The following is a 25,418-nucleotide window of genomic DNA, read 5'->3' as shown; positions in this document are numbered from 1 at the left end:
ATGCTCAACCACAAACAGCGTATTGCCGGCGGCTTTGAGGCGTTGCAGGGCTTCAAACAACGCCTCGCCATCCGCCGGATGCAGGCCGGCCGAGGGCTCGTCCAGCACATAGATCACACCGAACAGTTGCGAGCCCAATTGCGTCGCCAGCCGCAAGCGCTGCAACTCTCCGGATGACAAGGTCGGCGTGCTGCGTTCCAGCGCCAGGTATCCGAGCCCCAGGTCCGTCAGGGTGCTGACCCGCTCCAGCAGATCCTGAGCTATGCGTTGCGCGGCCAGGCGTTTTTCTACCGACAGATTCGGCGTGTGCCGCACGTCCGGTGCGTTGGCATGCCCGCTGGCACCGTGAGCAACCCGCGCTTCCCGAGCCTCACGGGTTTGCCGGTGGGTCAACACGTCGCCCGCCTCATCGGCCTGTTCCAGGTAACTGTGCGCCGCCACCGGTTTCAGTACGGCGGCCACTTGCAGCAGCGGCATCTGCGATAGCTCACCGATGTCGTACCCCGCAAATGTCACCGACAGCGCCTCGCGCTTGAGTCGTTTACCGTCACATAACGGGCATGGGCTGCCGAGCATGAATTGCGAAACGCGCTTCTTCATCAGCGCACTTTGCGAGTGAGTGAAGGTGTGCAGGATGTAGCGTCGGGCGCCGGTGAAGGTGCCCTGGTAACTCGGTTCCATTTTGCGTTTGAGCGCAACGCGGGTTTCTTCCGGCGTGAGCCCGGCATACACCGGCACCGTCGGTGTTTCTTCGGTGAAGAGAATCCAGTCGCGCTGCTTTTTCGGCAGATCTCGCCACGGGATATCGACGTCGTAACCCATGGTCACGAGGATGTCGCGCAGGTTCTGCCCCTGCCAGGCCGTGGGCCAGGAAGCCACCGCGCGCTGGCGGATGGTCAGGCTCGGGTCGGGGACCATCAGCGCTTCGGTGACGTCGTAAACCCGCCCCAACCCGTGACACTCCGGGCACGCGCCTTGCGGGGTGTTGGGCGAGAAGTCTTCGGCATACAGCATCGCCTGTCCCGGCGGATAACTGCCGGCCCGCGAGTAAAGCATGCGAATCAGGCTCGACAGGGTCGTCACACTGCCCACCGAAGAACGAGTGCTCGGCGTGCCCCGTTGTTGTTGCAGGGCCACGGCCGGCGGCAGGCCTTCGATGGAATCGACGTCCGGTACACCGACCTGGTCGATCAACCGCCGCGCATAAGGCGCCACGGATTCGAAATAGCGGCGCTGCGCTTCGGCGTAGAGGGTCGAGAACGCCAGCGAAGACTTGCCCGAACCGGAGACACCGGTGAACACCACCAGCGCATCGCGCGGAATGTCGACATCGATGTTCTTGAGGTTGTGTTCCCGGGCTCCACGCACCCTGACCATGCCGGAGGGAGGGTTGGAGGTGCGCTTGGATGTCATCGAGTGGCCTTAATCAGATATTGAAAAAACACCAATCCCCTGTGGGAGCGAGCTTGCTCGCGATGGTGCAGTGTCAGTCGACATGGATGTTTAATGACACACCGCAATCGCGAGCAAGCTCGCTCCCACAGTTGATCTCAGTTGATTTCCCACTGGCGGTGTATCAGCCATTGAGCACCGTGCGAACCATGCGGGTCAGTGATTCAGGCCTGTAGGGTTTGCTCAGCAAATGCGTGTCGGGGCTCAGTTGATGGTTGCGCGAGATAATGTCACGGGTATGCCCTGAGGTGAACAACACCGCCACCGGGGGATTCTGCACTTTGGCCCACGCGGCCAAATCCGCGCTTTTGATCAGACCGGGCATGACCACGTCAGTGAAAATCAGATCCACCGCTGTGCCCTCCAGCAACATTTGCATCGCCTGGTCGCCGTTGGCCGCTGTCAGCACCTGGTAGCCTTCTTCGCGCAACAATTCCACCGCCGAGGCGCGGACTGCTTCGTTGTCTTCGACCACCAGAATGCTTTCGTGGCCGCCGCGCTGCTGCGGACTATGCTGCGTGATTTCACTGGGCGCCGGTCGCAGGCTTCGCGGAAAGTACAACTGCACCCGAGTGCCTTGTCCCTCAGTGCTGGAAATCTCGATGTGCCCACCACTCTGCTTGACGAAACCGAACACCATGCTCAACCCCAACCCGGTGCCCTGGCCGTCGGCCTTGGTGGTGAAAAACGGTTCGAAGGCCTGCGCGAGCACCTGCGGCGGCATGCCGACACCGGTGTCCGCCACTGCGACACACACATAGTCGCCGGCAACGATGCCCTTGCCGGCACAAAATTTTTGGTCGAGGGTGATGTGCTCGGCATTCAGGCTGATGGTCCCCTCTCCTTTCATGGCATCACGGGCATTGATCGCCAGGTTGAGAATGGCGTTTTCCAGTTGATTGCGATCCACGAAAATATGCCAGGGATCATCCGGGGCACTCACTTTGATCTGCAGGGTTTCCCCCAGCGCCCTTTGCAGCAGTTCCGCCAGACCATCGAAGACCTGCCGTGGAATGCACACCGCTGGCGACAGTGGCTGGCGGCGGGCGAACGCGAGCAATTGCGAAGACAGTTTGGCCCCACGTTCGACCGCGGCAATGGATGCACTGACCCGACGCTGCACATTGGCGTTGTCCGGTTCGTGCCGAGCCAGCAAATGCAGGTTGCCGGCGATCACCTGCAACAGGTTATTAAAGTCGTGGGCCACGCCACCGGTGAGGCCGCCGATGGCTTCAAGTTTCTGCGATTGGCGCAGTTGTTCTTCGGCGGCCAGCCTCGCGTCCACTTCGTCAGCGACGCGCTGCTCCAGGTTGCGGGTGAACCTGAGCAAGGACTCTTCGGCGGACTTGCGTTCATGGATGTCGATCAATACGCCAGGAAAGCGGAATGGCTCGCCCTGTTCATTGAACTCGCAACAGCCGCTCGCCTGCACCCACAAGTAAGTGTCGTCCGGGCGCAGGACGCGATACTCGGCATTAAATGGCTCGCCGGTTTCGACCGATTGATTGACTTGTTCCTGTACCCAACTGAGGTCGTCGGGATGGATCTTCGCTTCGGCGACCTCCGTCGGCAGGTTGGTCAGGTCCTGATCGGCGGGATAGGAGAAGGTCCGGGCGAAACGCTCGTCGCCAGAGAGCCGATTGGCCTTGATGTCCCAGACGAACGAGCCGAGCAAGGCACCGGCATTGAGGGCCAGGCGAACCCGCTCATTGTCGGCGCGGTAGGCGTCTTCGGCGGCCTGGCGGCGGCGTTCGGAAATCACATGCTCGGTCGTCTCGACCACTATCGCCATGACCCCGGCAGGCTTGCCTTCATCATTGGCCACCGGGCTGTAATAAAGATCGAGCCAGACGTCTTCGGGAATGCCGTCGCGCAGCAGCACCAGTTTTTTATTGTGGTAGGACAAGGTGCCGCCCGCCAGGCAGGTGTCGACCACGTTCCGATTGAATTCGGCCACTTCCGGCCAACCCAGTTCCACCGGGGAGCCCAACAGGTATGGGTGGCGGCCACCGGCGAATTCGGAGTAGGCGTCGTTGTAGATCATGTAACCGGCGCGGCCCCACAGCATCACCAGCGGCAGTGGCGAGGCCAGCATCAATTGCACAGTGCTACATAGACTCGCAGGCCAGGTGTCGAGGCTGCCCAGCTCGGTCTGGCCCCAGTCGAACGCACGAATGCGCCCGGCCATTTCGCCGTTCCAGCCGGCACACCCGTGGCTTTCGTCTAGAAACTGCATTGACTGGCTCTTAGTCCCTGTAGATGAACTGGCTCAAGGGATCGCGACAGTGTGAAGACGGCGCGGCCCGTTTGTTTCGAGCATCGCCGACGTCAAATGGTTTCATAGAGGTTAGCTGATTCTTCGGGTCTTCTGCGCCCCCCCCTTTTCACTGTGGGAGCCACGTTTCCGTATTCAGCGGAAATCCCGGCTGCGCACGCTGATGCCGTCGAGCAATGAGCTCAGGTCGCTCAAGCGTCCGGCAATCAGGTGGCGAACCTCACCTTCCTTTTCCCAGCGACCATCGACCTTGAGCAATTGCGAGCCGACCAGGACCTGGCGTTGCCGCTCAGCCAGGTCGCGCCAGACCACCACGTTGACGTTGCCAAACTCGTCTTCCAGGGTCACGAAGGTCACGCCACTGGCGGTGCCCGGTCGCTGTCGCCCCGTCACCAGCCCGGCGACACTGACCGGTCGCCCGTGTTCGACCGTCATCAGTTCTTGCGAACTGCGGCAGCGCCGGGCTTTCAGTTCACCGCGCAACAACGCCAGCGGATGCGGGCCGAGGGTGGTGCCGACACTCGCGTAATCGGCTTGCAGGTCTTCGCCGACGGTGGGTTTGGGCAACGCCACGGCATCCTCTTCCTGACTCGGCAGGCCGACGAACAAACCGAGTTGCTTTTGCACCCCCGCCACCTCCCAGCGGGCCCGATGCCGGTCGCCGGCCAACCCGCGTAACGCACCGGCATCGGCCAGTTGCTCCTGGGCGCGGGCATCCAGTCGCGCACGCTCGCCGAGGTCGGCGATGTCGACAAACACCCCGCGCGCGCGCGCCGCTTCGATGCGCCGGGCATCGTCTTCGCGAAAGCCCTTGATCATCCGCAACCCCAGGCGAATCGCCGGTTGCCCGACGGTTATCGGTTCCAGGCTGCAATCCCAGTCACTGGCGCGCACGTCCACCGGGCGAATCTGCAAATGATGCCGGCGCGCGTCCTGGAGAATCTGGTCCGGGCTGTAGAACCCCATCGGCCAACTGTTGATCAGCGCACAGGCAAAAGCCGCCGGCTCGTGGCATTTCAGCCAGCAACTGGCGTAGGTCAGCAAAGCGAAACTGGCAGCGTGGGATTCGGGGAAACCGTAGCTGCCGAAGCCTTTGATCTGCTCGAAGATCTGCGCGGCAAACTCGGCCGTGTAGCCGTTTTTCTTCATCCCGGCGGCCAGCCGATCCTTGTGCGGTTCCAGCCCGCCGTGGCGTTTCCAGGCCGCCATGGAACGCCGCAACTGATCGGCCTCGCCGGGGCTGTAGTCGGCGGCGACGATGGCGATCTGCATGACCTGCTCCTGGAACAGCGGCACGCCCAAGGTGCGCTTGAGCACCGCTTCAAGTTCCGGCGAGGGATAGGTTTCCGGCTCTTCCTTGTTGCGACGGCGCAGGTACGGATGGACCATCCCCCCCTGAATCGGGCCCGGACGGACGATGGCCACCTCGATCACCAGGTCATAGAACTTGCGCGGCTTGAGCCTGGGCAGCATCGACATCTGTGCCCGGGACTCGATCTGGAACACGCCGATGGTGTCGGCATGGCCAATCATGTCGTAGGTGGCCGAATCTTCGGACGGGATCGTCGCCAGACTCAGGTCAAGGTTGCGGTGGCGACGCAGCAGATCAAAACAGCGGCGGATGGCGCTAAGCATGCCCAAGGCCAGAATATCGACTTTGAGCAGACCGACCGCGTCGAGGTCGTCCTTGTCCCACTGAATGATCGTGCGCTCGGCCATGGCGGCGTTTTCCACCGGCACCAGGCTGTCCAGCGGTTGCTCGGAAATCACGAAGCCACCGGGGTGCTGCGACAAGTGTCGAGGGAAGCCGATCAACTGTTGGGTCAGGCTCAAGACCCGGCGCAGCACCGGGCTTTCGGGGTCGAAGCCGCCTTCCAGCAGCCGTTCCACGGGCGGCGCGGTATCACTCCAGTGGCCGCAGCAATCGGCCAGCGCATTGATCTGGTCCGGCGGCAAACCCAGCGCCTTGGCCACGTCACGCACCGCGCCGGCCGCGTGATAAGTGCTGACCACCGCCGTCAATGCCGCGCGGGTCCGGCCATAACGCTGAAACACGTACTGCAGGACCTCTTCGCGACGCTCGTGTTCGAAATCGACGTCGATGTCCGGCGGCTCGTTGCGCTCCTTGGAGAGAAACCGTTCGAACAGCAACGTGGTGCGATCCGGATCGATTTCCGTGATGCCCAAGGCAAAACACACCGCCGAGTTGGCCGCAGAACCTCGGCCCTGACACAAAATGTGCTGGTCGCGGGCGAACCGCACAATGTCGTGCACCGTCAGGAAATAGCTTTCGTAGCCCAGTTCGGCGATCAGCTCGAGCTCTTTGTCGATCTGCGTCAGCACCGCCGTTTTCGGGCCTTTGGGCCAGCGCCATGCAATGCCCTCATCCGTCAAATGACGTAGCCAGGACGTGGCGGTCTGACCTTGCGGCACCAATTCCCGTGGGTACTGATAACGCAACTGGCCGAGGTCGAAGGTGCAGCGCCGGGCAATGACCAACGTTTCATCGAGCAAGGCTGGCGGATAGATCGATTGCAAAACCTCCAGGCTGCGCACATGCCGCTCGCCATTGGGATGAAGGCGCAGCCCGGCTTCGGCCACCGGCAGGTGACGACGGATCGCGGTCATGGTGTCCTGCAAGGCGCGCCGGCCGCGGGTGTGCATGTGCACATCGCCGCTGGCCACGGCGGGAATACGCAGTTCCCGGGCCAGGGTCAGCAGCGCCGCCAGGCGCCGGGTATCGTCCTGGCCACAATGCAACTGGACGCTCAGCCACAGGCGTTCGGCAAAGGTCTGTTGCAACCAGTGGCCCTGTTCGACGTCATCGACCGTGTCCGGCACCCACAACGCCAACAGCCCCGGCATCGGCTCGCTGAAGTCTTCGCGCAACACCTGATACTGGCCTTTTTGCGTGCGGCGTCGCGCGCGGGTGATCAGCCGGCACAGGGTCTGGTAGCCCTCAAGGTTCTCCACCAGCAACACCAGCTTCGGGCCGTTCTCGATGCGGATTTCGCTGCCGATGATCAGTGGCAGTTCCACTGATTTGGCCGCTTGCCAGGCGCGGACGATGCCGGCCAGGGTGCATTCATCGGTGATCGCCAGCGCCTGATAGCCGTGCTTTTTCGCCCGTTGAAAGAGTTCCAGGGCGCTGGAGGCTCCGCGCTGGAAGCTGAAGTTCGACAGGCAGTGCAACTCGGCGTAGTCGATGTTCATGCGAACCAGCCTTGCAGCCACAGCGGACCGCCCTCACCCACCGCCCGATACGCCCAGCCCTGTTGGCCAGAGCGGGTTTCGACCAGGTAGTAATCCCGGCGCACATCGGCGCCGTCCCACCAGCCGGATTCGATGCGCTCCGGGCCCATGAGGATGCGTGTCGAGCTTTCGTGGATCGCCTGCGGTTGCGTCAGCAACCAGCCCGGACGCTGCACACCCGGCAACCCCGCGCACAGTTGACTGTCGACCCGCGCCTGCCATGCGCACTCCGGGCGGTGATCGGCCTGGAAGCGCAAGCCGTGCACCGCCTCATCGCCGAGTCGCGCGCGCAAGCGTTCGCGCAGTTGCTCCCAGGGCAAGGATTGCTGCGGGCGGTCGTAGAACAGTTCCTGATACTGCGGGACGAAGGTCGGCAAGTCTTCGGCACGCAGCCGAAAACCGCGCACCGGGGCTTCGACCTGTACCTGTTCCAGTCGCCCTCGCGCCAGTTCGAAGAGCATCGCCGGATCGCGCTCGGCGCTGAGCAGGCCGACCTTGATCACCGAGTCCGGCAGGCCGGCGTGTTCCAGGTGCAGGTCGAAACGCTGCACGCCGCTGTCCCGACCGCAGAGAAAGGCCGACAGGTCGCCGGTCAGGCGGCGCAGCGGAAACAGCAGCGCCTGATGGGACTGCACGTCGAAATTGAGCTCGATGCGCACGTCGAAACGGTCCGGCGGCAGGTAGAACGCCAGGGCCAGTCGGCGCGCCCCCGTCAACGCGTCCAGGTGCTTGAGCACCTGGGCTTCGAAACGTCGGGCCAGGCTCTGTCGTGGCAGCGCCTGGACCTGACTCAAGGTGCGCAAGCCCATGCGCGACAACGCCGAGGCAACGCTGGGCTCCAACGCGATACGGTCGACGGGCAACTGCCCGAGATGGTAGTGCAAGGCGTCGCTGTCCGGCACCACCAGCCCGTCATAGACGTTGGTCAACACCCGCGCGGCCACCGGGTTGGGCGCCGCAACGATCCGATGGCGAAAACCCAGCTCGCCGAGCTCGGCACGCAACCGTGCCTCGAAGGTTGGCCACGGCCCGAACAAGCCCAGACTGGACTCGATTTCAAACACCACGGCACGCGGGTAATGCACGCTGACCTGAGAGCTGAAGCGATAGGCCCACGCGGCCAGGAACTGTTGCCAGTGTTCGATCTCGGCGGCGTCGTATTCCGCCGTGGCAAAGCCTTTGCTCAAGGCCTGGGCGGCGGTCATCGACTGCCCCGGACGCAAGCCCAGCGCCCGCGCCGACGCATTGACCGCCTGCAACACCCGGCGCTGCGCCGGGCCGGTCAGCAGCGCCAGCGGCTCATCGGGATCGGGGCGCTGACGCAGCACCGCGTCCAGCGCCAATTGCGGGAAAAGAATACAAACCCAGCGCATGGCAACCTCAATGCCCCACGGGGAAGGCAATCGGCGTCGAACGCGCAAGGCCGCCCCGGCACTTGAGCACGCGCAATTGCGCGGGCCTGGCGTCGATGGCAATGCGCAGGGCGGCGGGCGAAGGATTGACGGCTTCATGGATCGAGCGGTAGGCGAACGCCAGGGTCGAACCGGTTTCCGCCGCCACCTGCAAGCGGCGCAACGCCCGGTCATCGGCCTTGTGCGGCCAGCACAGCACGGCGCCGCAACTGCCCGAGCGCAGGCATTGTTCCGCAGCCCACAAGGCATCCCGCTCGCGGGCCTGAATGATCGACAACTGGCGCAGATCGACCCCGGCGTTTTGCCACGCCAGGGGATACGGCACGTAAGGGGGCGCCACCAGCACGATGCGCTCGCCCGCCGCCGACAACCGCGCCAGCGCCGGCCACACCAGTTGCAACTCGCCGACGCCCTGCCCGGCGAGGAGAATTTCGGTCAGCGCCGCTTCCGGCCAGCCCCCGGTGGGCAACGCCGCATCCAGCGCGGCATGCCCGGTGGGTTGCGGGCTGACGGCCGGTGGCGCAGGCCGGCCCTTCCAGACCTGGCCGCCATTGAACAGCGTATCCAGCGCAACGACGGCGCCCATCACCCTTGCCTCACCAGCCCGCAGAACACCCCTTCGATGGCGAGGTCCTGACCGGGCTGCACGATGATCGGTTGATACGCCGGGTTGCGCGGCAACAAGCGAACCGTGTCGCCGGCCCGCTCGAAACGCTTGATGGTGACCTCTCCGTCCAGTCGCGCCACCACGATCTGGCCATTGACCGCTTCCGGGTTGCGTCGCACGCCCACCAGATCGCCATCGAGGATACCGTCCCCGATCATCGAGTCGCCCTGCACCCGCAGCATGTAATCCGGCACCCGCGAGAAGATCGACGGGTCCAGCAGCAAACGGCTGTGCACCTCGGCATCGGCCCCGATCGGCGCCCCTGCCGCGACCCGGCCGAGCACCGGAATGTCCAGCAACTCGGGGCGCGCCGGTTGCCCAAGCAGACGAATGCCACGGGCCTGATGCGGGTTGACCTCGATGAAACCGGCTTCGGTCAGCGCCAGCACATGCTTGCGTGCCACGCTGCGGGAGGCAAAACCAAAGGCTTCGCTGATTTCAGCGAGGCTCGGGGGCTGACCGTGCTCCGCGATTCGGTCGCGGATAAAGGTCAGGATGGCGGTACGGCGGGGAGTTAAAGTCGTCATGGAGTACATTTGTACTCTTTTGGCATTTTACTGGCAAGGACTTGTAGCAGCGGTCGAGCAACGCGAGGCTGCGTCTGCAGTTTGCCTGATAGAACCCGGTTGCCGGGTTTGCGACGGCTGCGTCCGAACGCGGCCCGCACCGAACGCTGCCTCGCGCTGCTCGACAGCTGCTACAGGGGCAGCGGGATCAATCAGCTCAAGCCACGGGACGCCAGAAACCCTGCGATGTAATCGATAAACGCCAGCACCTTCGCGGTCGCCCGTCGATGGCTTGGGTACACCGCCAGAATATGCGGGCCAAAGCTGTCCGGGTCGATGTCGTAGTCGGCCATCAGCTGCACCAAGCGGCCATCGGCGATGTACGGCGCGGCGCTCCACAATGGTGTGTGCAACAAACCGCGCCCGGCCAGCGCATTGGCCAGCAGCAGATCGTAATTGTCGCTGCGCAACCGCGGATTGGGCGGCTGCGGCAGACTCAGGCGTTGCCCGTCACGCTCGACCCACCAGAATTCGCGGCTGAGCAGCGGATGGCGGTATAGCAGCCATTCGTGGTCATCGAGGGTCTGCGGGGTGACCGGCAAAGTCTTGCGCGCCAGATAGGCCGGGCTGGCGCACAGCGCCAGGCGATTACTGCCGACCACGCGGGCGATCAGCCCCGGCAAGTCATCGTGACCTTCGCGCAGAGCCAGGTCGTAGCCGCTTTCCAGCAGATTGACGAACTCATCGCACAGGTCCACCTGCAAATTGATCTGCGGGTATTGCTCGAGAAAGCCACCACACACCTGATCGAGAAACGCCTGCCCATAGGCCAATGGCGCGGTGATTTTCAGGTTGCCGCGCAGGCCATGCTGCAGCTGTTCGATTTCCTCGCCGGCCTCCTCCAGCCGCTGCAACACCTGGCGCGCGGTTTCCAGATAGAGCCGCCCGGATTCGGTCAGCAAAATCCGCCGGGTACTGCGCTCGAACAGGCGCGCCCCAAGCTCGGCTTCCAGGTGGTTGACCGCTTTGGTCAGGGCCGACGGGGTCTTGCCCAACTGCTCGGCGGCGCGGCTGAAGCTGCCCAGTTGCGCCGTAACCACGAACATTTTCAACGCACCCAACTTGTCCATACTTTTTCCATTCAGGCAAAAACGTTTTTCGTGAGGAAGGCGTTCTGCTGCGCACCAGCAGCCACTAATCTGGCCATCAGACGCAATAACAAGGAAACATTCAATGAAAAGATTCATCCCGAATCTCTTGATGGCCGCTGTTAGTTTTGCCTCGATGGAAGCCATGGCAGCCACCGACCTGGTGCTGATCAATGGCAAGATTTTCACCGCCGACCGTGCCCAACCGAAGGCACAGGCGCTGGCGGTACAGGATGGCAAGGTGCTGCAAGTCGGCAGCGATGCGCAGATCAAAGCCTTGATCACGCCCGACACCAAAGTGGTCGACCTCGGCGGTAAAACCTTGATGCCAGGCCTGATCGACACCCATTCCCACGCGATTTTCGGTGGTCTGGAAATGGTCTCGGCCAACATGGAAGACGAGGTGGTCGAACTCGACGAACTGGAAAAGCGCCTGCGCGGCTGGCGTGACGACGGCAAGGCCAAACATGGCGATGTGTTGACCATCGCCGGCATGAGTTCGGTGTATTGGGCCAAGGCCGAAGCACTGGGCAAAATATTCAACAACGGTGAATGGGCCAACGTGCCCGTGGTGTTCACCGGCAGCGACCACCACACGGCCTGGGCCAACGATTTCATGCTCAAGCGCGCCGGGATTGATGCCGCGCTGCTCAAGTCATTGCTCGCCGCCGAAGCGGACACCATCGGCAAACGTGCCGACGGCACCCCCAACGGTTTCCTGGTGGACGCCGGTTGGGACCGGGTGTCCTCGAAAATACCCGTGCCGAGCACCGCCGACATGCTCAAGGCCGCCCAATCGGCCGTGCGCTACAACAACAGCTTCGGTATCACGGCGTGGATGGACCCCGCCGCCAACGCCGCCCCAGGTGAACCGCTGTTCGCGCTCAAGCCCACGGAAAAAACCGTCGGCGTGCTGCCGGCCTATAAAGCCCTGGCCGAAACCGGCAACATGAGCGTCCACGTCGCCGCCCTGCTGGTGGCCAACCCGAAAAGCCTACCGGCCGATCTCGAGACGCTGGACAAGGTTCGCCAGCAATTTCAGGGCATCCCCAACCTGACCCTGCCCGGCGTCAAGATCTTCGCCGACGGCGTGATCGAATTCCCGGCCCAGAGCGCGGCGATGATCGACCCTTACAACAACTCGCACAAACAGGGCGAATTGCTGATCGATCCGAAGCATTTCGGCGAACTGGTCAGCGCCATCGACCAGCGCGGCTGGCTGGTGCACATCCACGCCATCGGCGACCGCGCGGTGCGGGAGTCGCTGAATGGCATCGAACAGGCGCGCAAGGATCGCCAGAGCGGCGTGACGCACTCGATCACCCACCTGCAAATCGTCAACCCGAAAGAATTTGCGCGGTTCAAACCGCTGAACGTCATCGCCTCGATGCAACTGCTGTGGGCCTCGGCCGACGACTACACCACGGACATGATCAAGCCTTACGTCAGCGCCCTCGCCTTCCGCTATCAATACCCGGCGCATTCGCTGCTCAAGCAAGGCGCGACCATCGCGGGGGCCAGTGACTGGCCGGTGTCGTCGCCCAATCCGTGGAATGCCATGGCCCAGGCCATCACCCGTGTCGGCCCGATGGGCGTGCTGAACATCAAAGAAGCCGTGGATCGGGAAACGATGTTCTACGCCTACACCGCGAATGCCGCGCGAACCATCGGTCTGGAGAAGCAGATCGGTTCGCTGGTTCCTGGCAAGCAAGCGGACTTCATCGTGCTCGACCGTGATGTCTTCACCGTCGACAACAAGGCCCTGAGCGACACAAAAGTGCTGCAAACCTGGTTTGCCGGGCGCGAAGTCTACGCACCGACCCTCTAATAAAAACCCGCTGTAACCCGCTGCCCGATCCCGTGTTCAAGACCGGGGTTCGGCGCAGCTTTGCCCAAAAAAACTGCCCATAACAATCACAATATCGGGACTGCATTCATGAAAGCTTTCACCCTGCTCGCCCTTGGTTCCTTGAGTCTGCTGCCGTTGAGCAGCCAGGCCATCGTCTTGAATGACGACTTCTCCGTATTGGTGGACCTGACCCTGGCGAGCGACTACCGCACCCGTGGTATTTCGCAAACACTCAATGACCCCGCCGTGCAGGCCGGTGTGACCCTGGCTCACAGCACGGGGTTGTACGTGGGTGCCTGGAGTTCGAACGTCGACTTCGGCGGCGGCCTGAAGACCCGTCAGGAAGTCGACTACTACGGCGGCTGGCTCTGGGAAGCGACCGAGGACGTCAACCTCGACATCGGTTACCTCAAATACACTTACCCGAAAGAAAGCCAGTTCAACCAGAGCGAGGTCTACGGCATTCTCAGCGTCTACGGGGTGAAGCTCGGCGCCTATTACTCCGACGATGCACCGGGCATCGACAGCAAGCAGAACTCGCTGTACAGCTATGTCGGTTACGAAACCCAATTGCCGTATGACACCGGCCTGAAACTGCGCTACGGCAACATGGACTTCAAGGACCCGCACCTGTACTCGAGCTCGGGCCATGCCGAAGACTCGTACCGCGAATGGGAAGTCAAACTGACCCACGAACTGGCCGGTGTGATGCTGGGCCTGAGCTACATCGACACCGACCTGTCGAAAAGCCAATGCACCAGCAACTGGGGCTACGACGACCTGTGCAGCGCCACCGTGGTGGCGAGCGTCAGCAAGTCATTCTGACCCACACCAATTCCCTGTGGGAGCAAGCTCGCTCCCACAGGATCGAGTTGAATCTGATGGTTTAGCGGCGCTTGAGGATCTGATCCATCACCCAGTCGGTTTTCAACGCTTCCGCGGCCACCGCCGGGTGCTGCGTTTGACCGCGAATGTGTGCATTCATGCCCAGCACGTGATGCCACTGGATGTGCTCGTGATGGTCGATATGCAGGCTGAGCTGTTCATCCGCCTGAAGCTGCACCGGGTGTTCATCGAACACCGAAAAGCTGATCCGGCCTTGGCTGCCAATCACCTCGACCCGATCCTCGCGGCGATCCGCCACGAAATTCCAGCAGCCCATGCCGGTCGCCCCCGAAGCAAACCGCCACGTAGCACTGACCGCATCTTCGGCGGCATACAGCCCGGCCTGTCGCGCGGTGAAACCGGCGACGTCGGTGATATCGCCGAGCAGGTACTGAAACAGGTCCAACCCGTGGCTGGCGAGGTCGGCGAAGTAACCGCCGCCGGCAATGTCCGGGTCCGTGCGCCAGTTGTGCGCGCCGCCCAGATCGACGGGCGACGGGGCCTTGGTGAGGGTCCAGGTCAGGTGCCGGACCTCGCCGATCCGCCCGGCTTCCAGCCACTGCCGCACTTGCTGGAAGCGCGGCAGCGAACGTCGGTAGTAGGAAACGAACAGGTGCAATCCGGCGTCGGCAAAGACCTGCCGCATCTCGCGGCTTTGCCCGGCATTCAGCGACATCGGTTTTTCGACGCAGCAATGTTTGCCGGCGGCGGCGACCATCAGGCTGTAGGCGTGGTGACTGTCGGGCGGTGTGGCGATGTACACCGCGCCCACCTCGGGGTCATTGATCAGTGCTTGCGCGTCGGTGTACACCCGGGCGATGCCATGGCGCGTGGCGTAATCCGTCACGGCCTCCAGACGCCGCCCCATCACCGCCACCAGTGCCGAACCGGGCGCCTTGTAAAAGGCTGGCCCGCTCTTGCGCTCGGCAACGCTGCCACAACCGATCATGCCCCACCGCACCACGTCCATGTTCAACTCCTGTGGGTTAGCCGATGCGCAAGGCGCGCAGGTCCAGGCGACCGTCCTTGAGCGGCGGGCACCAGTAGTAGCCGCCGGTGATCGGGCGGCTGATGCGGTACAAACCGTCGGTGATGCCGTCTTCCAGACCACTCATGCGCCGCAGTTGCGCTTCGAAAGCGTCGAGGGAAAAACCGAACGCGAGGAACATCAGGCCAGCGCGATCCCCTTCGATCCACGGCATCGAGCGACGGACCACGAACGCCTCGGGGGCGAAGCTTTCCTGGGCGGTGCGCTTGACGTGGGCCGAGACTGGCGCGTCGTCGAGTTCTTCGTTGTCGCTCAAACGACGGCCCATGATGTTGTCTTTTTCATGGGGCGGCAGCGCGTGGAAGCCCTTGAGGTCATGCTGCCACTGCTGGATCGCGGCAAAGCTGCCACCGACCAGGCCATCCGCGCCTTCGCTCAACAGTGCGGCGGCGACGGCGGCTTCGTCGTGCGGGTTTTCGGTGCCGTCTTCGTAGCCGGTCAGGTCGTGGCCGGTCATGTGACGGAAGGTTTCGTTCATCTGCACCAGGCGCAGGGCCGGCGCCAGCGCAGCTTCGATGGCCTGGCTGCGATTGAGCAATTCACCGCGGTCGATGCCGTGCAGCCAGCACCAGAGTGCGTGTTGCGTCGACGGGTTGTCGACGCCCACACCGGTCAATGCCGGAAAGGCACGCAGGCCATCGATCTGAGCGTGCAACGCCTTGACCAGCGATTCGCCAAAGCCGACAACAGCCGATTTCCCGTCCACCAGTTGCATCAAGTTGTCGAGCGCGACGGGCAAGGCTTCGGCGGATTCGAGGGCGAAGAACATATGGCGGGCTTGAGGCGGAACAGGGGTGGCGAGAATGCCCGGCTGGTAATAGCTCATATGAACTCCTTGAAAAAGAGCACCGAGTTTAACCGGAGCACGACGGTTTGTGTGCACCCCTTGTAGCAGCTGACGAGCAGCGCGAGGCTGCATCCGGCTGCGAAGCAGTCGTCATTCCTCTGTGCGAGGTGTACCTGACACACCGAGTTGCCTGATTTTACGACTGCTGCGCAGCCGGACGCAGCCTCGCGCTGCTCGTCAGCGGCTACAGGGGATCGAGGGTTGGGGATTCGTTGCGGAATGCGCTCGGGCTCATGCCGGTCCAGCGTTTGAAGGCGCGGCGGAAGCTGCGCACGTCGCTGTAGCCGACTACTTCGGTGATGCGTTCGATGGGCATGTCCGGGTTGGCCAGCAGGCTCATGGTACGGGCCTGTCGCACTTGTTCCAGGAGTGTTTCGAAGGTCAGCGCGTGTTCGGTGAGGCGGCGGCGCAAGGTGCGGCTGCTCATGTTCAGGTCGCCGGCAATTTTCTCGATGTGACTGCCCTCGGTCAGGTCGCGGGCAATGGCTCGTTCCACGGCCTGGATCAAGTCCATTTTCTGATGCACTTTCGCGGCTTCCAGCTCCAGCAATTTCACCGCCTGACGCAAGGCCAGGGAATGGTGATTGGGCAAGTGAACATCCAGCCAATGCGCCGCGATCACCATGCGATTCTGCAAGCAGCCGAAGCGCACGTCCGGCCCCAGCACGCGCGAATATTCGCCGAAATAATCCGGCGCAGCGTGCATGAACTCCACCGCCATCGGCTTGAAATCCGCCCCGACCAACGCCCGGCCGTACACCAGCAGACTGGCGAAAAACTCCTCCACCGCAAACAGTTGCACATCGGCGAACGGCAAGCGGCATTCAACGTCGACAAACACCCGGTCCCCCGCCTCCTCCACGCTCGACACCACGATCCCGCCGGAAGTGTGCTGATGCCGAATGCCCAGCTCAAAGGCATCGCGCAGGGTCTTGCACAGCGACAACACATGCCCCAGCAACCCCAGCGTACCGAGCACATTCTGCGCGCCGACCCACAAGCCCAGGCCCTGATTGGGCAAGGCTTTGAGCGCGCGCTGAATCATCGCCACGGCCTGCCGATAGGAAATGCGCTGCGCCGGGTCCTGAAGATCTTCAAAGGTAAAACCCAGCCCTCGGCACAGGCTGTCGGGGTTGATGCCTTTTTGCTTCGCGACTTCGGCGAGGGTTTGCAGGAGAAACGGCGACACCAGCGCCAGTTCAAAGGTGGGATCAATCACTTTCATTTGCATGGGGTCATACATTCCGGGGCGAGCTGCATTCTTATTTTTGTTACCGGTTATGTCGAAAGAAGTTAGCACAGGGTTCAAAGGCTGTCCGCAGAAGTCCCCCTAAATGGCCGCCAATACCCTGCCTGGCACCGCGCAGACAGCTTATTTCTATGTGGCGGCCCTCGTATGGACGCAGGACAGCCCGCTAACAATAATAATGAGTACCCCCATGATCCCGACCCGCACGAGATTCCCCCTACTGGTCATCAGCCTGGCCGGCATTTTCACCACTCATCCGGCACTGGCCACCGAGGCTGGCGTGGACAACATCGGCCCAGGCACCGACGGTTTCTTCATGTTGCCGCTGTCGCCCGACAGCCTTCCGGACAACATGGTTGCGTTCAACCTCTACTACAACCACTACACCTCCACGAAGCTCAACATCAGTTCGCTCGGCGGCAAGGTGCCGGATGTCGATATCGAATCCACAGCGGTGATTCCACGCCTGGATTACCTCAGCCCCCTGCGGGTGTTCGGTGGCCGGTTTGCGGGCTACATTGCGCAGCCGTGGCTCAAGCAGGAAGTGGCGGTGTTCGGCTTGCACGACACCCGCGAAGGCATGGGTGACACCACTGTCGCTCCGATCATTCTGTGGGACATGGGCCCGAACCTGACCCTGGCTGCCGCGCTGGAAATCACTGTGCCGACCGGCGAATACAGCGTCGATCGCCTGGCCAACACCAGCAACAATTTCTATACCTACAAACCGCTGTTTTCCTTCACCTGGCTGCCGACGGATAAAACCGAGGTGTCGATGAAGACGACGTACAGCTTCAACGAGAAAAACAAAGACACCGATTACAAATCGGGGCAGATTTTCCACTTCGACTATTCGGCCAGTTACAAAATCACCGACAACCTGATGCTCGGGTTGAACGGCTACTACCTCAAGCAAACCACCGACGACAAACAGTTCGGCCACACCGTGCAGTTCAATGGCGAAGACGTGAACGATGGGGTTCGCGGACAGGTATTCGCGATTGGTCCGGCCTTGCACCTGACCTTTTTGCAGTACGCCACGGCAGAGATTCGCTGGGCCAAGGAGTTTGATGTGGAGAACCGGCCTGAAGGGGAAATGCTGTGGGCCAAGGTCAGTATCCCTTATGCGTTCTGACGATTGATCGTTCCCACGCTTTGCGTGGGAATGCAGCCTGGGACGCTCCGCAGCCCATCAAGAGCCAGAGCGTCCGTTGAGGCGCTCCCACGCAGAGCATGGGAACGATCATCAGGAATACACCGGCCAGCTATCAACAATCTGCCCTCCCCGAACCGCCAGCAAATCCCCAAACTGCAACAACACCGATTCCGTCTGAGTCGGCCGCAAAAACACCTGGTCCTCAACCCCCAGCCCCACCGCCGCCGAACCATTGACCATTTCCTGATTCGAGCTGCGGCCATACACCCCGTTGCTCTGCAACCCCGATGGCGATTCAAACTCCGCCATCCAGTTACCGCCATAGACGAAAAACGTCTCGCGCTGATTGGTGTCCCACCACGAAAACAACCGGGACTTGTCATCCAGCGCCGGAATGTTCACCGCCCCCGTGCTCTTCAACACCGGCGTAGCGATGTACGCCGCCGGCACATGTTCCACCAGCGACGGCAAATCATAGTGTGTCGGCTTGAGCATCGCGGTCCCCACCGAAACCTCCGTGCTGAGCTGTTCATGCTCGTGCATGCGATAACTCGGGCTGCCAGCGGTGTTGAGGGTCAGTCCTTGATGCCACAGGCCGGGATATTGCTGACGGGTGAAGTCGACGCAGCGGTTGTAAATCACCATCACCTTGGCGAACAGTTCTTCGGGCGAGCCCAGTATTCCCGGCACGCCCATGCCCACGAACGGGTCGTAGCCCATGAAGCCGGCGAACTCCAGGTGCTGAGGATTTTTGCTGATCAGTGCCAGCATCGGTCCGAGCACACCCGCATCGCTGACACCCCCACGATGCAGCCCGACATCCAGTTCAATGTTCACCCGTAATCGCGTGCCCAATCCCTGCGCCAGCGCGAGGTACTGTTGAAGTCGTTCAGGCGTATCAAGCAGCCATTGCAATTGCTTCGAGGGATCAAAAGGCCCTTTGTGCGACTGATAAAACAACTCGGCCGAACGCACCGGCAGCGGTTTGCCTAACAGGATGTCGGACTCGGGAAACTGCACCGCATCATGATTGAGAAACGGCTGATGAAACGACATCAAGCGCTGCGTGCCCGCGCGCTTGGCAATGTAGGTCAGCAGCCCCGGCGCCGGCAGTGATTTCTCTACCAGGCGCAGGTGCTTGCCGCCGCGTTTTACCGACAGCATCACCGCATCGATGTTGTGATCCAGCCGATCAAGATCGATCAGCATCACCGGCCGCATCGGCCCGTGTTCCTTGAGCTCGCGGTTCAGCGTATGGAAATAATCGCTGTACGGCGCGCCTCGATCACCCGGCCGCAGCCAGGCGCCAGCCCCCGCCAACAACACGCTGACGCCGGCGGCCCCCATCAGGAAATTGCGTCGATTGACCGCCATCAGCTCACCCCCAGAATCGATGACAAGTGCGCATTGAGGAACTTGCCGCTGGGGTCCAGCGCTTGCCGCACCTCGATAAATTCCTGCCAACGCGGGTACAGCGGCTGCAGGCTTTTCGCGTTGAGCGTGTGCAACTTGCCCCAGTGCGGCCGGCCGTTGTACTTCCAGAAAATCGGTTCGATGGCGGCGAAGAAGTTGTGATGGTCCATCTGATAATGCTGGTGGACCGAGATCGAGCAACTGTCGCGGCCTTCGAACATGCTCAGGGGAATGTCGTCGGCTTTGACGTAGCGGTATTCAATCGGAAACCAGGTGCGCAGGTCCTTGTCCTGAATCAGCTTGAGGATTTCGCGCAGACACGCCGGGCCGTGCTCGGCCGGCACTGAATATTCCATTTCGTTGAAACGCACCGTGCGCACGTTGGCGTAGATGTCGAACGAGTCGCCCACCCGGTCGTCGAAACTGGCGAGGTGGCGCAGGCTGTTGAGCAGGGTGCGGCGCAGGTCCGGAAAGTCGCTGCCGTACTTGTCGATCTTCTCGATCAAGGTCACAAATTCGTTGCCGCCCTCCTCATCCGCCGGAATCGGCGGTGTCGCAGGGTCGGTGGTTTCGTTGAGGGCGATCGACAAGGCGTAGTCGGAATGGGTCACCACGAGCATTTCCCAGTGCTGGTTTTCCCGGGTGTTCTTGTCGAGGTCTTCCAGCAACTCTTCGGTCCTGGCGATCCACTGCCGTTCCCTCAAGCGATACGCGGGGCGGTTTTGCAGACGGATTTTCGTCGCCACACCGAGCGCGCCGAGGGACACCCGTGCCGCGCTGAACACTTCAGGATGACGTGTGCTGTCGCAGTCCAGCACCTCACCCGTGGCGGTCACCAATTGCAGGCCGCAGACGTGGGCCGAATAGGACTGGAAGTTCTTGCCGGTGCCGTGGGTCGAAGTAGAAATGGCGCCGGCGAGGGTCTGGTAGTCGATGTCGGCCATGTTTTGCAGGGCCTGGCCGACATCTTTGAGCGGTGTGCCCATGCGCGACATCGGCGTGCCGGCGGCGAACTCGGCTTGCAGGGTTTTCGCGTCGTGATCGAGCAGCCCGGTGAAATAGCTCAGGGACAGCAATGTGCCGTCTGTGGGCACCAGCGCGCTGAAGGAATGCGCCGAACCCACCGGGCGAATCTTGCCGGGAGCCTGGCGTACAACGTGGGTCAGCTCGTCCAGATTCTTCGGCGCCAACCGCGCCGCCGGCAGGCAACTCTGGCCACCCGACCAGTTACGCCAGGGGATCAGCCGTGGCGCGCGCAGCAGTTCGGCCAGCGCCGGTGTAGAGCCGAGCGCGGTAAAGGCGCCAATGACACTCGCCCGTTGCAACAACTGACGCCGTGTTAAGTCCATCGTCATGAATCGCACCCTGTCGTTCTTATTGTGGGATGTGCTGGCCGGACATGAAGCTAATCAGCGCCAGGAACTGTTCCTCTGAACACTGCACGCACTGGCCCATCGGTGGCATGCCGTTGTAGCCGTTGATCGCGTGATCGAGCAGCGTGTCGGCGCCCTGCATCACCCGAGGCTCCCAGGCTTTGCTGTCGCCGGTCAGCGGTGCCCCGGCCGCCGGGTTGGCGTGACAGAGCTTGCAACTGTTGTCGTAGACCTGCGCCAGCTCGGTGTCGGCGGGCCTGGCGGTAGCCGCGTCAATGTGCGTTGCCCGGGTTTTCGGCTCTTCGCCACACCCTGCGAGCAACACCACGAGCCCCACCAGGGCAAAACAGAGGCTAGGCTTTTCACTGAATCGGCGTGCCCGCATGGCGTTCCTCTCATGGGGTGCCCGGTCAGCCGGGTGCACCGTTTATTGTTGTGATCAACAGAGCTCAACACTAAGGCACCCGGCGTGGGCGGGTTGAGGGCATTGGGGGCCAACAAGGGGGGCTTCTGAGGCCATGACCGCTGCGCCATGAAATCCGCACGCCATCACGCACCGGCACAAAACGCTGAGATGAGTCATGACAAGCGAGGCCGAGGTCTGCTAAAACGATTCATCAGTGCATGACCCAATTCAGAGGGGGTAGCGATATGACCACAGCCAACATTCTCGACAACCTGTTTCCGAGCCTCGCCGACATCCCGGAAAAGTACCGCCTCGATGGCCAGACCGAGCAGCGCGAGTACCTGGTCGATGGCGAACTGAAAACCTGGGACGGGCCGCTCGCCCAGGTCCGCAGCCCGGTGTACCTGACCGGCGCGAATGGCGACGAGCAAGTGATCCTCGGCAGCACGCCGCTGCTGGACGCCGACACTGCGCTGACCGCGCTGGACGCCGCCGTCCGTGCTTATGACCGCGGCCAGGGCTTGTGGCCGACCATGCGCGTGGCCGAACGCATCCAGCACGTCGAAGCCTTTCTGGGTCGTATGCGTCAACAGCGTGAGGCGGTGGTCAAGCTGCTGATGTGGGAGATCGGCAAGAACCTCAAGGACTCGGAAAAAGAGTTCGACCGCACCTGCGATTACATCGTCGACACCATCAATGCCTTGAAGGAACTCGACCGCCGCTCCAGCCGCTTCGAGCTGGAACAGGACACTCTCGGCCAGATCCGTCGCGTCCCGATGGGCGTGGCTCTGTGCATGGGCCCCTACAACTACCCGCTGAACGAAACCTTCACCACGCTGATTCCGGCGCTGATCATGGGCAACACCGTGGTGTTCAAACCGGCCAAACTCGGCGTGCTGTTGATTCGTCCGTTGCTGGAAGCGTTCCGCGACAGCTTCCCGGCCGGGGTGATCAACGTGATCTACGGCAGCGGCCGCGAGACGGTCAGTGCCTTGATGGCCAGCGGCAAGATCGACATCTTCGCGTTTATCGGCACCAACAAAGCCGCCAGCGACCTGAAAAAACTCCACCCAAAACCTCACCGGTTGCGTGCGGCGCTGGGTCTTGATGCGAAGAACCCCGGCATCGTCCTGCCAGAGGTCGATCTGGACAACGCGGTGAGTGAAGCAGTGACCGGCTCGCTGTCGTTCAATGGCCAGCGCTGCACCGCGCTGAAAATCCTCTTTGTCCACGAAGACGTGGTCGAAGCGTTCATCGAGAAATTCAACGCCAAACTCGCCAGCCTCAAACCCGGTATGCCGTGGGACAGCGGCGTGGCGCTGACCCCGTTGCCGGAGTCGGGCAAGGTTGATTACTTGCATTCGCTGGTCGCCGATGCCGAAAGCAAAGGCGCCAAGGTGGTCAACCCCAACGGCGGCATGGCCCGCGCCTCGTTCTTCTACCCGGCGGTGCTGTACCCGGTGACCCCGCAAATGCGTGTCTACCAGGAAGAACAGTTCGGCCCGGTCATCCCGATCGTGCCGTACCGCCATCTGGACACGGTGATCGATTACGTCCTGGAATCGGACTTTGGCCAGCAGTTGAGTATTTTCGGCACCAACCCGGTGGCGGTCGGCCGACTGGTGGACACGTTCGCCAACCAGGTCGGGCGCATCAACCTCAACGCCCAATGCCAGCGCGGTCCGGACACCTTCCCGTTCAACGGGCGCAAGAATTCGGCCGAAGGCACGTTGTCGGTGCATGATGCCTTGCGGGTGTTTTCGATCCGCACGTTGGTCGCGACCAAGTTCCAGGAGACCAACAAGGACCTCATCAGCGAGATCATCAGTGGACGCAGTTCGAGCTTCCTGACCACCGATTACATTTTCTGAGGACACCGAGCCTGAGTACCTTCAGCCATCGATTGCCACCGCTGCTGCGCCGACTGCTGCGTCCATTGCTGGACCCGTACCGGCGCTATCGCCACGCCAGACTGATTCATGCGGTGCGGGTCTCGCTTGGGTTGCTGGCAACGATTCTGCTGACCACCGGCATCCATTTGCCGCACGGTGAATGGGCGTCGGTGACGATGCTGGTAGTGATTGGTGGCTTGCAGCACCACGGCAACATCGGCAAAAAAGCCGCCGAACGGGCCATTGGCACGTTGATCGGGGCCGGCGTCGGTCTGCTGCTTGTCGCGCAACAGGCCTGGCTCGGAATGCCGTGGCTGACCTATTTCGCCATGTCGGTGGTGTGCGGGGTTTTCTCGTATCACGCCATTGGCAAGGGAGGCTACACGGCGTTGCTCGCGGCGATCACCGTATTTATCGTCGCCGGGCACGGTGACAACCCGGTTACGGACGGCTTATGGCGTGGGGTGGATATTCTGATTGGCATCGCCTTGGCGCTGGCGTTTTCCTTTGCGTTGCCGCTGTATGCGGTGTTTTCCTGGCGCTACAAACTGGCCGATGCGCTGCGCGATTGCGCGACGATCTACGGGCGCATCATCAATGGCCAGCCTGTCAGCGATGACGACCACCTCAAACTCATGGGGCGCCTGAATTCGGTGATGGTGCAATTGCGCTCGCTGATGCCGTCGGTGTCCAAGGAAGTGAAAATCTCCATGACCGAACTGGATGCCATTCAGCGCAATTTACGCATGTGCATCAGTACCCTGGAAATTCTTGCCAACACTCGCCCGGACCCCAGCGACTCGAACGCCATGGCGCAATTGCAATCGGCAATGACTGCCGAGCATCGGCAGATCCGCGTGCAATTGATCGGGATGGCGCGGGCATTGAAAACCGGAGCGTCGCAACGGCTGAGCCGGCCCGTCGACTTGCCGCCCGCTTCAAGTCTCGAAGCGCCGGTCTACAGTCCGCTCGACGGTTATCGGCTGCTGACCCGACAGTTCGCCGCCAACATCGGCGAGATGCGCCAGCGACTGGCCAAGACCGCGCCGCGCTGGAACATCTGACGTTACTGAGCCGCCAACTTGCGCGATTTGAAGCCCCAGCCCTGTTGCATACCGGCGGCGGCCAGCAAAATCGCCGCGACGCCGAGCCATTGCAACGGTTCCAGACGATGGCCGAAGGCAAACCAGTCGACAAAAATCGCTGCAATCGGGTAGATGAACGACAACGCCCCAGTCAACGCCGTCGGCAGTTTCTGAATCGCGCCGTACAACAGCACATACATCACACCGGTGTGGACGATGCCCAGCGTTACCAGGCTGGCCCAGGCACTCGGCGCTTGCGGCAGTGCTGAAAAGTGCGCGAACGGTGCGAGCAAAAGCACCCCGGTGCAGACCTGGATCAAGGCGATCAGATGGGGTGGCGTACCGGTCAGGCGCTTGATGATCAGCGCGGCAATGGCGTAAAGGAATGCAGCACCCAGCGCCAGACCAATCCCCATCAGGTAATCATTACCGCTCTCGCCCTGCCCGCCATGGGCGCTGACAATTGCGAGCATCCCGACAAAGGAAATGCCCAGCCAGAACAGCTTCTGCAGGGTGATCTTTTCGTTGAGGAACAACGCGGCCAGACCCACCAGCATGAACGGCTGCACGTTGTAGACCGCCGTGCCAATGGCAATCGAGGCGCGCGAATAGGACGCGAACAACAGCACCCAGTTGCCGACAATCGCCACGCCGCTGAGCACCGCCAACAGGAAAGTGGTACGGGTCAGAATGCCGGGACGGAAGAAGCCGAACGCCGCGCAAATCATCAGCAAGGTGCCCGCCCCGAACAGGCAGCGCCAGAACACCACGTCCAGCACCGGTTGCCCGGACACCAGCACAAACCAGCCAATGGTCCCGGAGATCAGCATGGCGGCGCTCATCTCGAATGAGCCGCGACGTATTGATTTGTCCATCTTCAGACTCCTGTGTTTGAGCGCAAAGTATGCCAATCCACCCGGGGGCTTCTCCAGCGCAAAAAGCAGGCTAAACTCGGTTTCTGCCTTTTTTATCAAGGCAGTTTCAATTTATTGCCTTACAGAGGTTTCGCCATGACCGACGATATCGACCAAGTGCTGATCAGCGCCTTGATGGAAGATTCACGGCGCTCGCTCAAGGCGTTGGCGCACCTCAGCGGCTTGTCCTCGCCCAGTGTCGCCGAGCGTCTGCGCCGCCTCGAAGAACGCGGTGTGCTCAAGGGCTACACGGTGGAAATCGATCCGAAATGCTTCGGCTATCAACTCCAGGCCATCGTGCGGATTCGTCCTTTGCCGGGTCAGTTGCAGGAAGTGGAGCGACAGATTCAGGCAATCCCCGAATTCACCGAGTGCGACAAAGTCACGGGCGACGACTGCTTCATCGCGCGCCTGCATGTACGCTCCATGGAACAACTGGACACCCTGCTCGACCGCCTCAATACCCACGCCGAAACCAACACGGCAATCGTGAAGAAGACTCCGGTCAAACGCCGGTTGCCACCGATGGCGTAAGTGATGTTTGCTCTCGACTGGCGTAGATTGAGGTTTTCCGGCGAAAGATTGGCGG

Annotated in this window: 20 protein-coding genes; 6 read left to right on the top strand and 14 right to left on the bottom strand. The window is 61.9% G+C overall.

All coding sequences use genetic code 11. The annotated features are described in order from the left end of the window. The 7 genes from AB4N43_RS30010 to AB4N43_RS29980 all read right to left on the bottom strand — a co-directional run. Window positions 1-1,413 (bottom strand): excinuclease ABC subunit UvrA (locus tag AB4N43_RS30010; protein ID WP_460152667.1); only part of this gene is annotated, 1,413 nt, incomplete at its 3' end. A gap of 163 nt (window positions 1,414-1,576) precedes the next feature. After that, window positions 1,577-3,688, bottom strand: coding sequence for a hybrid sensor histidine kinase/response regulator (locus AB4N43_RS30005; RefSeq protein ID WP_194940184.1), 2,112 nt, complete (start codon window positions 3,686-3,688; stop codon window positions 1,577-1,579). A 174-nt stretch (window positions 3,689-3,862) separates the two neighbouring features. Then, entirely contained in the window at window positions 3,863-6,940 is a 3,078-nt protein-coding gene (locus tag AB4N43_RS30000) for an error-prone DNA polymerase (protein WP_059182837.1), read from the bottom strand. Beyond that, window positions 6,937-8,352, bottom strand: coding sequence for a Y-family DNA polymerase (locus AB4N43_RS29995; RefSeq protein ID WP_460152664.1), 1,416 nt, complete (start codon window positions 8,350-8,352; stop codon window positions 6,937-6,939). The genes AB4N43_RS30000 and AB4N43_RS29995 overlap by 4 nt, the downstream gene beginning before the upstream one ends. Before the next feature lie 7 nt (window positions 8,353-8,359). After that, window positions 8,360-8,977, bottom strand: coding sequence for a translesion DNA synthesis-associated protein ImuA (gene imuA, locus AB4N43_RS29990; RefSeq protein WP_027923746.1), 618 nt, complete (start codon window positions 8,975-8,977; stop codon window positions 8,360-8,362). Continuing rightward, complete coding sequence (lexA, locus tag AB4N43_RS29985; protein WP_027923745.1) at window positions 8,977-9,594, bottom strand: transcriptional repressor LexA; 618 nt, start codon at window positions 9,592-9,594, stop codon at window positions 8,977-8,979. Before lexA ends, imuA begins: the two co-directional genes overlap by 1 nt. 182 nt (window positions 9,595-9,776) lie before the next feature. Beyond that, entirely contained in the window at window positions 9,777-10,694 is a 918-nt protein-coding gene (locus tag AB4N43_RS29980; protein WP_027923744.1) for a LysR family transcriptional regulator, read from the bottom strand. A 103-nt stretch (window positions 10,695-10,797) separates the two neighbouring features. Here AB4N43_RS29980 and AB4N43_RS29975 point away from each other — a divergent pair, with 103 nt between their 5' ends. After that, the gene (locus tag AB4N43_RS29975) at window positions 10,798-12,540 is read left to right on the top strand and encodes an amidohydrolase (protein WP_460152661.1); all 1,743 of its coding nucleotides are present in this window, start codon (window positions 10,798-10,800) and stop codon (window positions 12,538-12,540) included. 108 nt (window positions 12,541-12,648) lie between these two features. After that, complete coding sequence (locus AB4N43_RS29970; RefSeq protein ID WP_027923742.1) at window positions 12,649-13,386, top strand: TorF family putative porin; 738 nt, start codon at window positions 12,649-12,651, stop codon at window positions 13,384-13,386. A gap of 61 nt (window positions 13,387-13,447) precedes the next feature. Here the strand turns inward: AB4N43_RS29970 and AB4N43_RS29965 are convergent, their stop codons facing one another. From AB4N43_RS29965 to AB4N43_RS29955, 3 genes are all read right to left on the bottom strand, one after another. Next, window positions 13,448-14,416: a Gfo/Idh/MocA family protein gene (locus tag AB4N43_RS29965; RefSeq protein ID WP_460152659.1), complete on the bottom strand. Its 969-nt coding sequence runs from the start codon at window positions 14,414-14,416 to the stop codon at window positions 13,448-13,450. Window positions 14,417-14,432: 16 nt separating this feature from the next. Next, on the bottom strand, window positions 14,433-15,320 hold the full coding sequence (locus AB4N43_RS29960; RefSeq protein ID WP_027923740.1) for a Dyp-type peroxidase: 888 nt from the start codon (window positions 15,318-15,320) through the stop codon (window positions 14,433-14,435). A 205-nt stretch (window positions 15,321-15,525) separates the two neighbouring features. Further along, window positions 15,526-16,572, bottom strand: a complete 1,047-nt coding sequence (locus AB4N43_RS29955) for an AraC family transcriptional regulator (protein ID WP_059182833.1) — start codon at window positions 16,570-16,572, stop codon at window positions 15,526-15,528. Window positions 16,573-16,780: 208 nt separating this feature from the next. On the opposite strand from AB4N43_RS29955, the gene AB4N43_RS29950 reads away from it, so the two are divergent. Further along, entirely contained in the window at window positions 16,781-17,725 is a 945-nt protein-coding gene (locus AB4N43_RS29950; protein ID WP_027923738.1) for a SphA family protein, read from the top strand. A 111-nt stretch (window positions 17,726-17,836) separates the two neighbouring features. Here the strand turns inward: AB4N43_RS29950 and AB4N43_RS29945 are convergent, their stop codons facing one another. From AB4N43_RS29945 to AB4N43_RS29935, 3 genes are all read right to left on the bottom strand, one after another. Then, a complete protein-coding gene (locus tag AB4N43_RS29945) occupies window positions 17,837-19,045 on the bottom strand; it encodes a DSD1 family PLP-dependent enzyme (protein WP_460154242.1) in 1,209 nt (402 codons plus the stop codon). Window positions 19,046-19,119: 74 nt separating this feature from the next. Continuing rightward, window positions 19,120-20,514, bottom strand: a complete 1,395-nt coding sequence (locus AB4N43_RS29940) for a D-arabinono-1,4-lactone oxidase (protein WP_460152656.1) — start codon at window positions 20,512-20,514, stop codon at window positions 19,120-19,122. Window positions 20,515-20,533: 19 nt separating this feature from the next. Further along, window positions 20,534-20,917, bottom strand: coding sequence for a c-type cytochrome (locus AB4N43_RS29935; RefSeq protein WP_027923735.1), 384 nt, complete (start codon window positions 20,915-20,917; stop codon window positions 20,534-20,536). Between the two features lie 266 nt (window positions 20,918-21,183). Here AB4N43_RS29935 and AB4N43_RS29930 point away from each other — a divergent pair, with 266 nt between their 5' ends. Together AB4N43_RS29930 and AB4N43_RS29925 are read left to right on the top strand one after the other, a co-directional pair. Then, window positions 21,184-22,809, top strand: coding sequence for an NADP-dependent glyceraldehyde-3-phosphate dehydrogenase (locus AB4N43_RS29930; protein WP_059182829.1), 1,626 nt, complete (start codon window positions 21,184-21,186; stop codon window positions 22,807-22,809). Between the two features lie 41 nt (window positions 22,810-22,850). Beyond that, window positions 22,851-23,894: an FUSC family protein gene (locus AB4N43_RS29925; RefSeq protein ID WP_032833532.1), complete on the top strand. Its 1,044-nt coding sequence runs from the start codon at window positions 22,851-22,853 to the stop codon at window positions 23,892-23,894. 2 nt (window positions 23,895-23,896) lie between these two features. On the opposite strand, the gene AB4N43_RS29920 is transcribed toward AB4N43_RS29925, so the two are convergent. Continuing rightward, window positions 23,897-24,790, bottom strand: coding sequence for a DMT family transporter (locus tag AB4N43_RS29920; protein ID WP_027923732.1), 894 nt, complete (start codon window positions 24,788-24,790; stop codon window positions 23,897-23,899). A 135-nt stretch (window positions 24,791-24,925) separates the two neighbouring features. Between AB4N43_RS29920 and AB4N43_RS29915 the strand changes: the two genes are divergently transcribed. After that, entirely contained in the window at window positions 24,926-25,363 is a 438-nt protein-coding gene (locus AB4N43_RS29915; RefSeq protein WP_059182827.1) for an Lrp/AsnC family transcriptional regulator, read from the top strand. Window positions 25,364-25,418: the final 55 nt, after the last annotated feature.

The sequence above is a fragment of the Pseudomonas sp. S2_B07 genome (genome assembly GCF_054668435.1).
This window is presented reverse-complemented; position numbering and strand designations above follow the sequence as displayed.

What these genes read in the sequence shown, in the direction of transcription:
- AB4N43_RS29935 (WP_027923735.1), bottom strand. Translation starts at nt 20,917, where the DNA reads ATGCGGGCACGCCGATTCAGTGAAAAGCCTAGCCTCTGTTTTGCCCTG.
- AB4N43_RS29930 (WP_059182829.1), top strand. Translation starts at nt 21,184, where the DNA reads ATGACCACAGCCAACATTCTCGACAACCTGTTTCCGAGCCTCGCCGAC.
- AB4N43_RS29960 (WP_027923740.1), bottom strand. Translation starts at nt 15,320, where the DNA reads ATGAGCTATTACCAGCCGGGCATTCTCGCCACCCCTGTTCCGCCTCAA.
- AB4N43_RS29970 (WP_027923742.1), top strand. Translation starts at nt 12,649, where the DNA reads ATGAAAGCTTTCACCCTGCTCGCCCTTGGTTCCTTGAGTCTGCTGCCG.
- AB4N43_RS29980 (WP_027923744.1), bottom strand. Translation starts at nt 10,694, where the DNA reads ATGGACAAGTTGGGTGCGTTGAAAATGTTCGTGGTTACGGCGCAACTG.
- AB4N43_RS29965 (WP_460152659.1), bottom strand. Translation starts at nt 14,416, where the DNA reads ATGGACGTGGTGCGGTGGGGCATGATCGGTTGTGGCAGCGTTGCCGAG.
- AB4N43_RS29915 (WP_059182827.1), top strand. Translation starts at nt 24,926, where the DNA reads ATGACCGACGATATCGACCAAGTGCTGATCAGCGCCTTGATGGAAGAT.
- imuA (WP_027923746.1), bottom strand. Translation starts at nt 8,977, where the DNA reads ATGGGCGCCGTCGTTGCGCTGGATACGCTGTTCAATGGCGGCCAGGTC.
- AB4N43_RS30000 (WP_059182837.1), bottom strand. Translation starts at nt 6,940, where the DNA reads ATGAACATCGACTACGCCGAGTTGCACTGCCTGTCGAACTTCAGCTTC.
- lexA (WP_027923745.1), bottom strand. Translation starts at nt 9,594, where the DNA reads ATGTACTCCATGACGACTTTAACTCCCCGCCGTACCGCCATCCTGACC.
- AB4N43_RS29920 (WP_027923732.1), bottom strand. Translation starts at nt 24,790, where the DNA reads ATGGACAAATCAATACGTCGCGGCTCATTCGAGATGAGCGCCGCCATG.
- AB4N43_RS29995 (WP_460152664.1), bottom strand. Translation starts at nt 8,352, where the DNA reads ATGCGCTGGGTTTGTATTCTTTTCCCGCAATTGGCGCTGGACGCGGTG.
- AB4N43_RS29950 (WP_027923738.1), top strand. Translation starts at nt 16,781, where the DNA reads ATGATCCCGACCCGCACGAGATTCCCCCTACTGGTCATCAGCCTGGCC.
- AB4N43_RS30005 (WP_194940184.1), bottom strand. Translation starts at nt 3,688, where the DNA reads ATGCAGTTTCTAGACGAAAGCCACGGGTGTGCCGGCTGGAACGGCGAA.
- AB4N43_RS29975 (WP_460152661.1), top strand. Translation starts at nt 10,798, where the DNA reads ATGAAAAGATTCATCCCGAATCTCTTGATGGCCGCTGTTAGTTTTGCC.
- AB4N43_RS29955 (WP_059182833.1), bottom strand. Translation starts at nt 16,572, where the DNA reads ATGCAAATGAAAGTGATTGATCCCACCTTTGAACTGGCGCTGGTGTCG.
- AB4N43_RS29940 (WP_460152656.1), bottom strand. Translation starts at nt 20,514, where the DNA reads ATGACGATGGACTTAACACGGCGTCAGTTGTTGCAACGGGCGAGTGTC.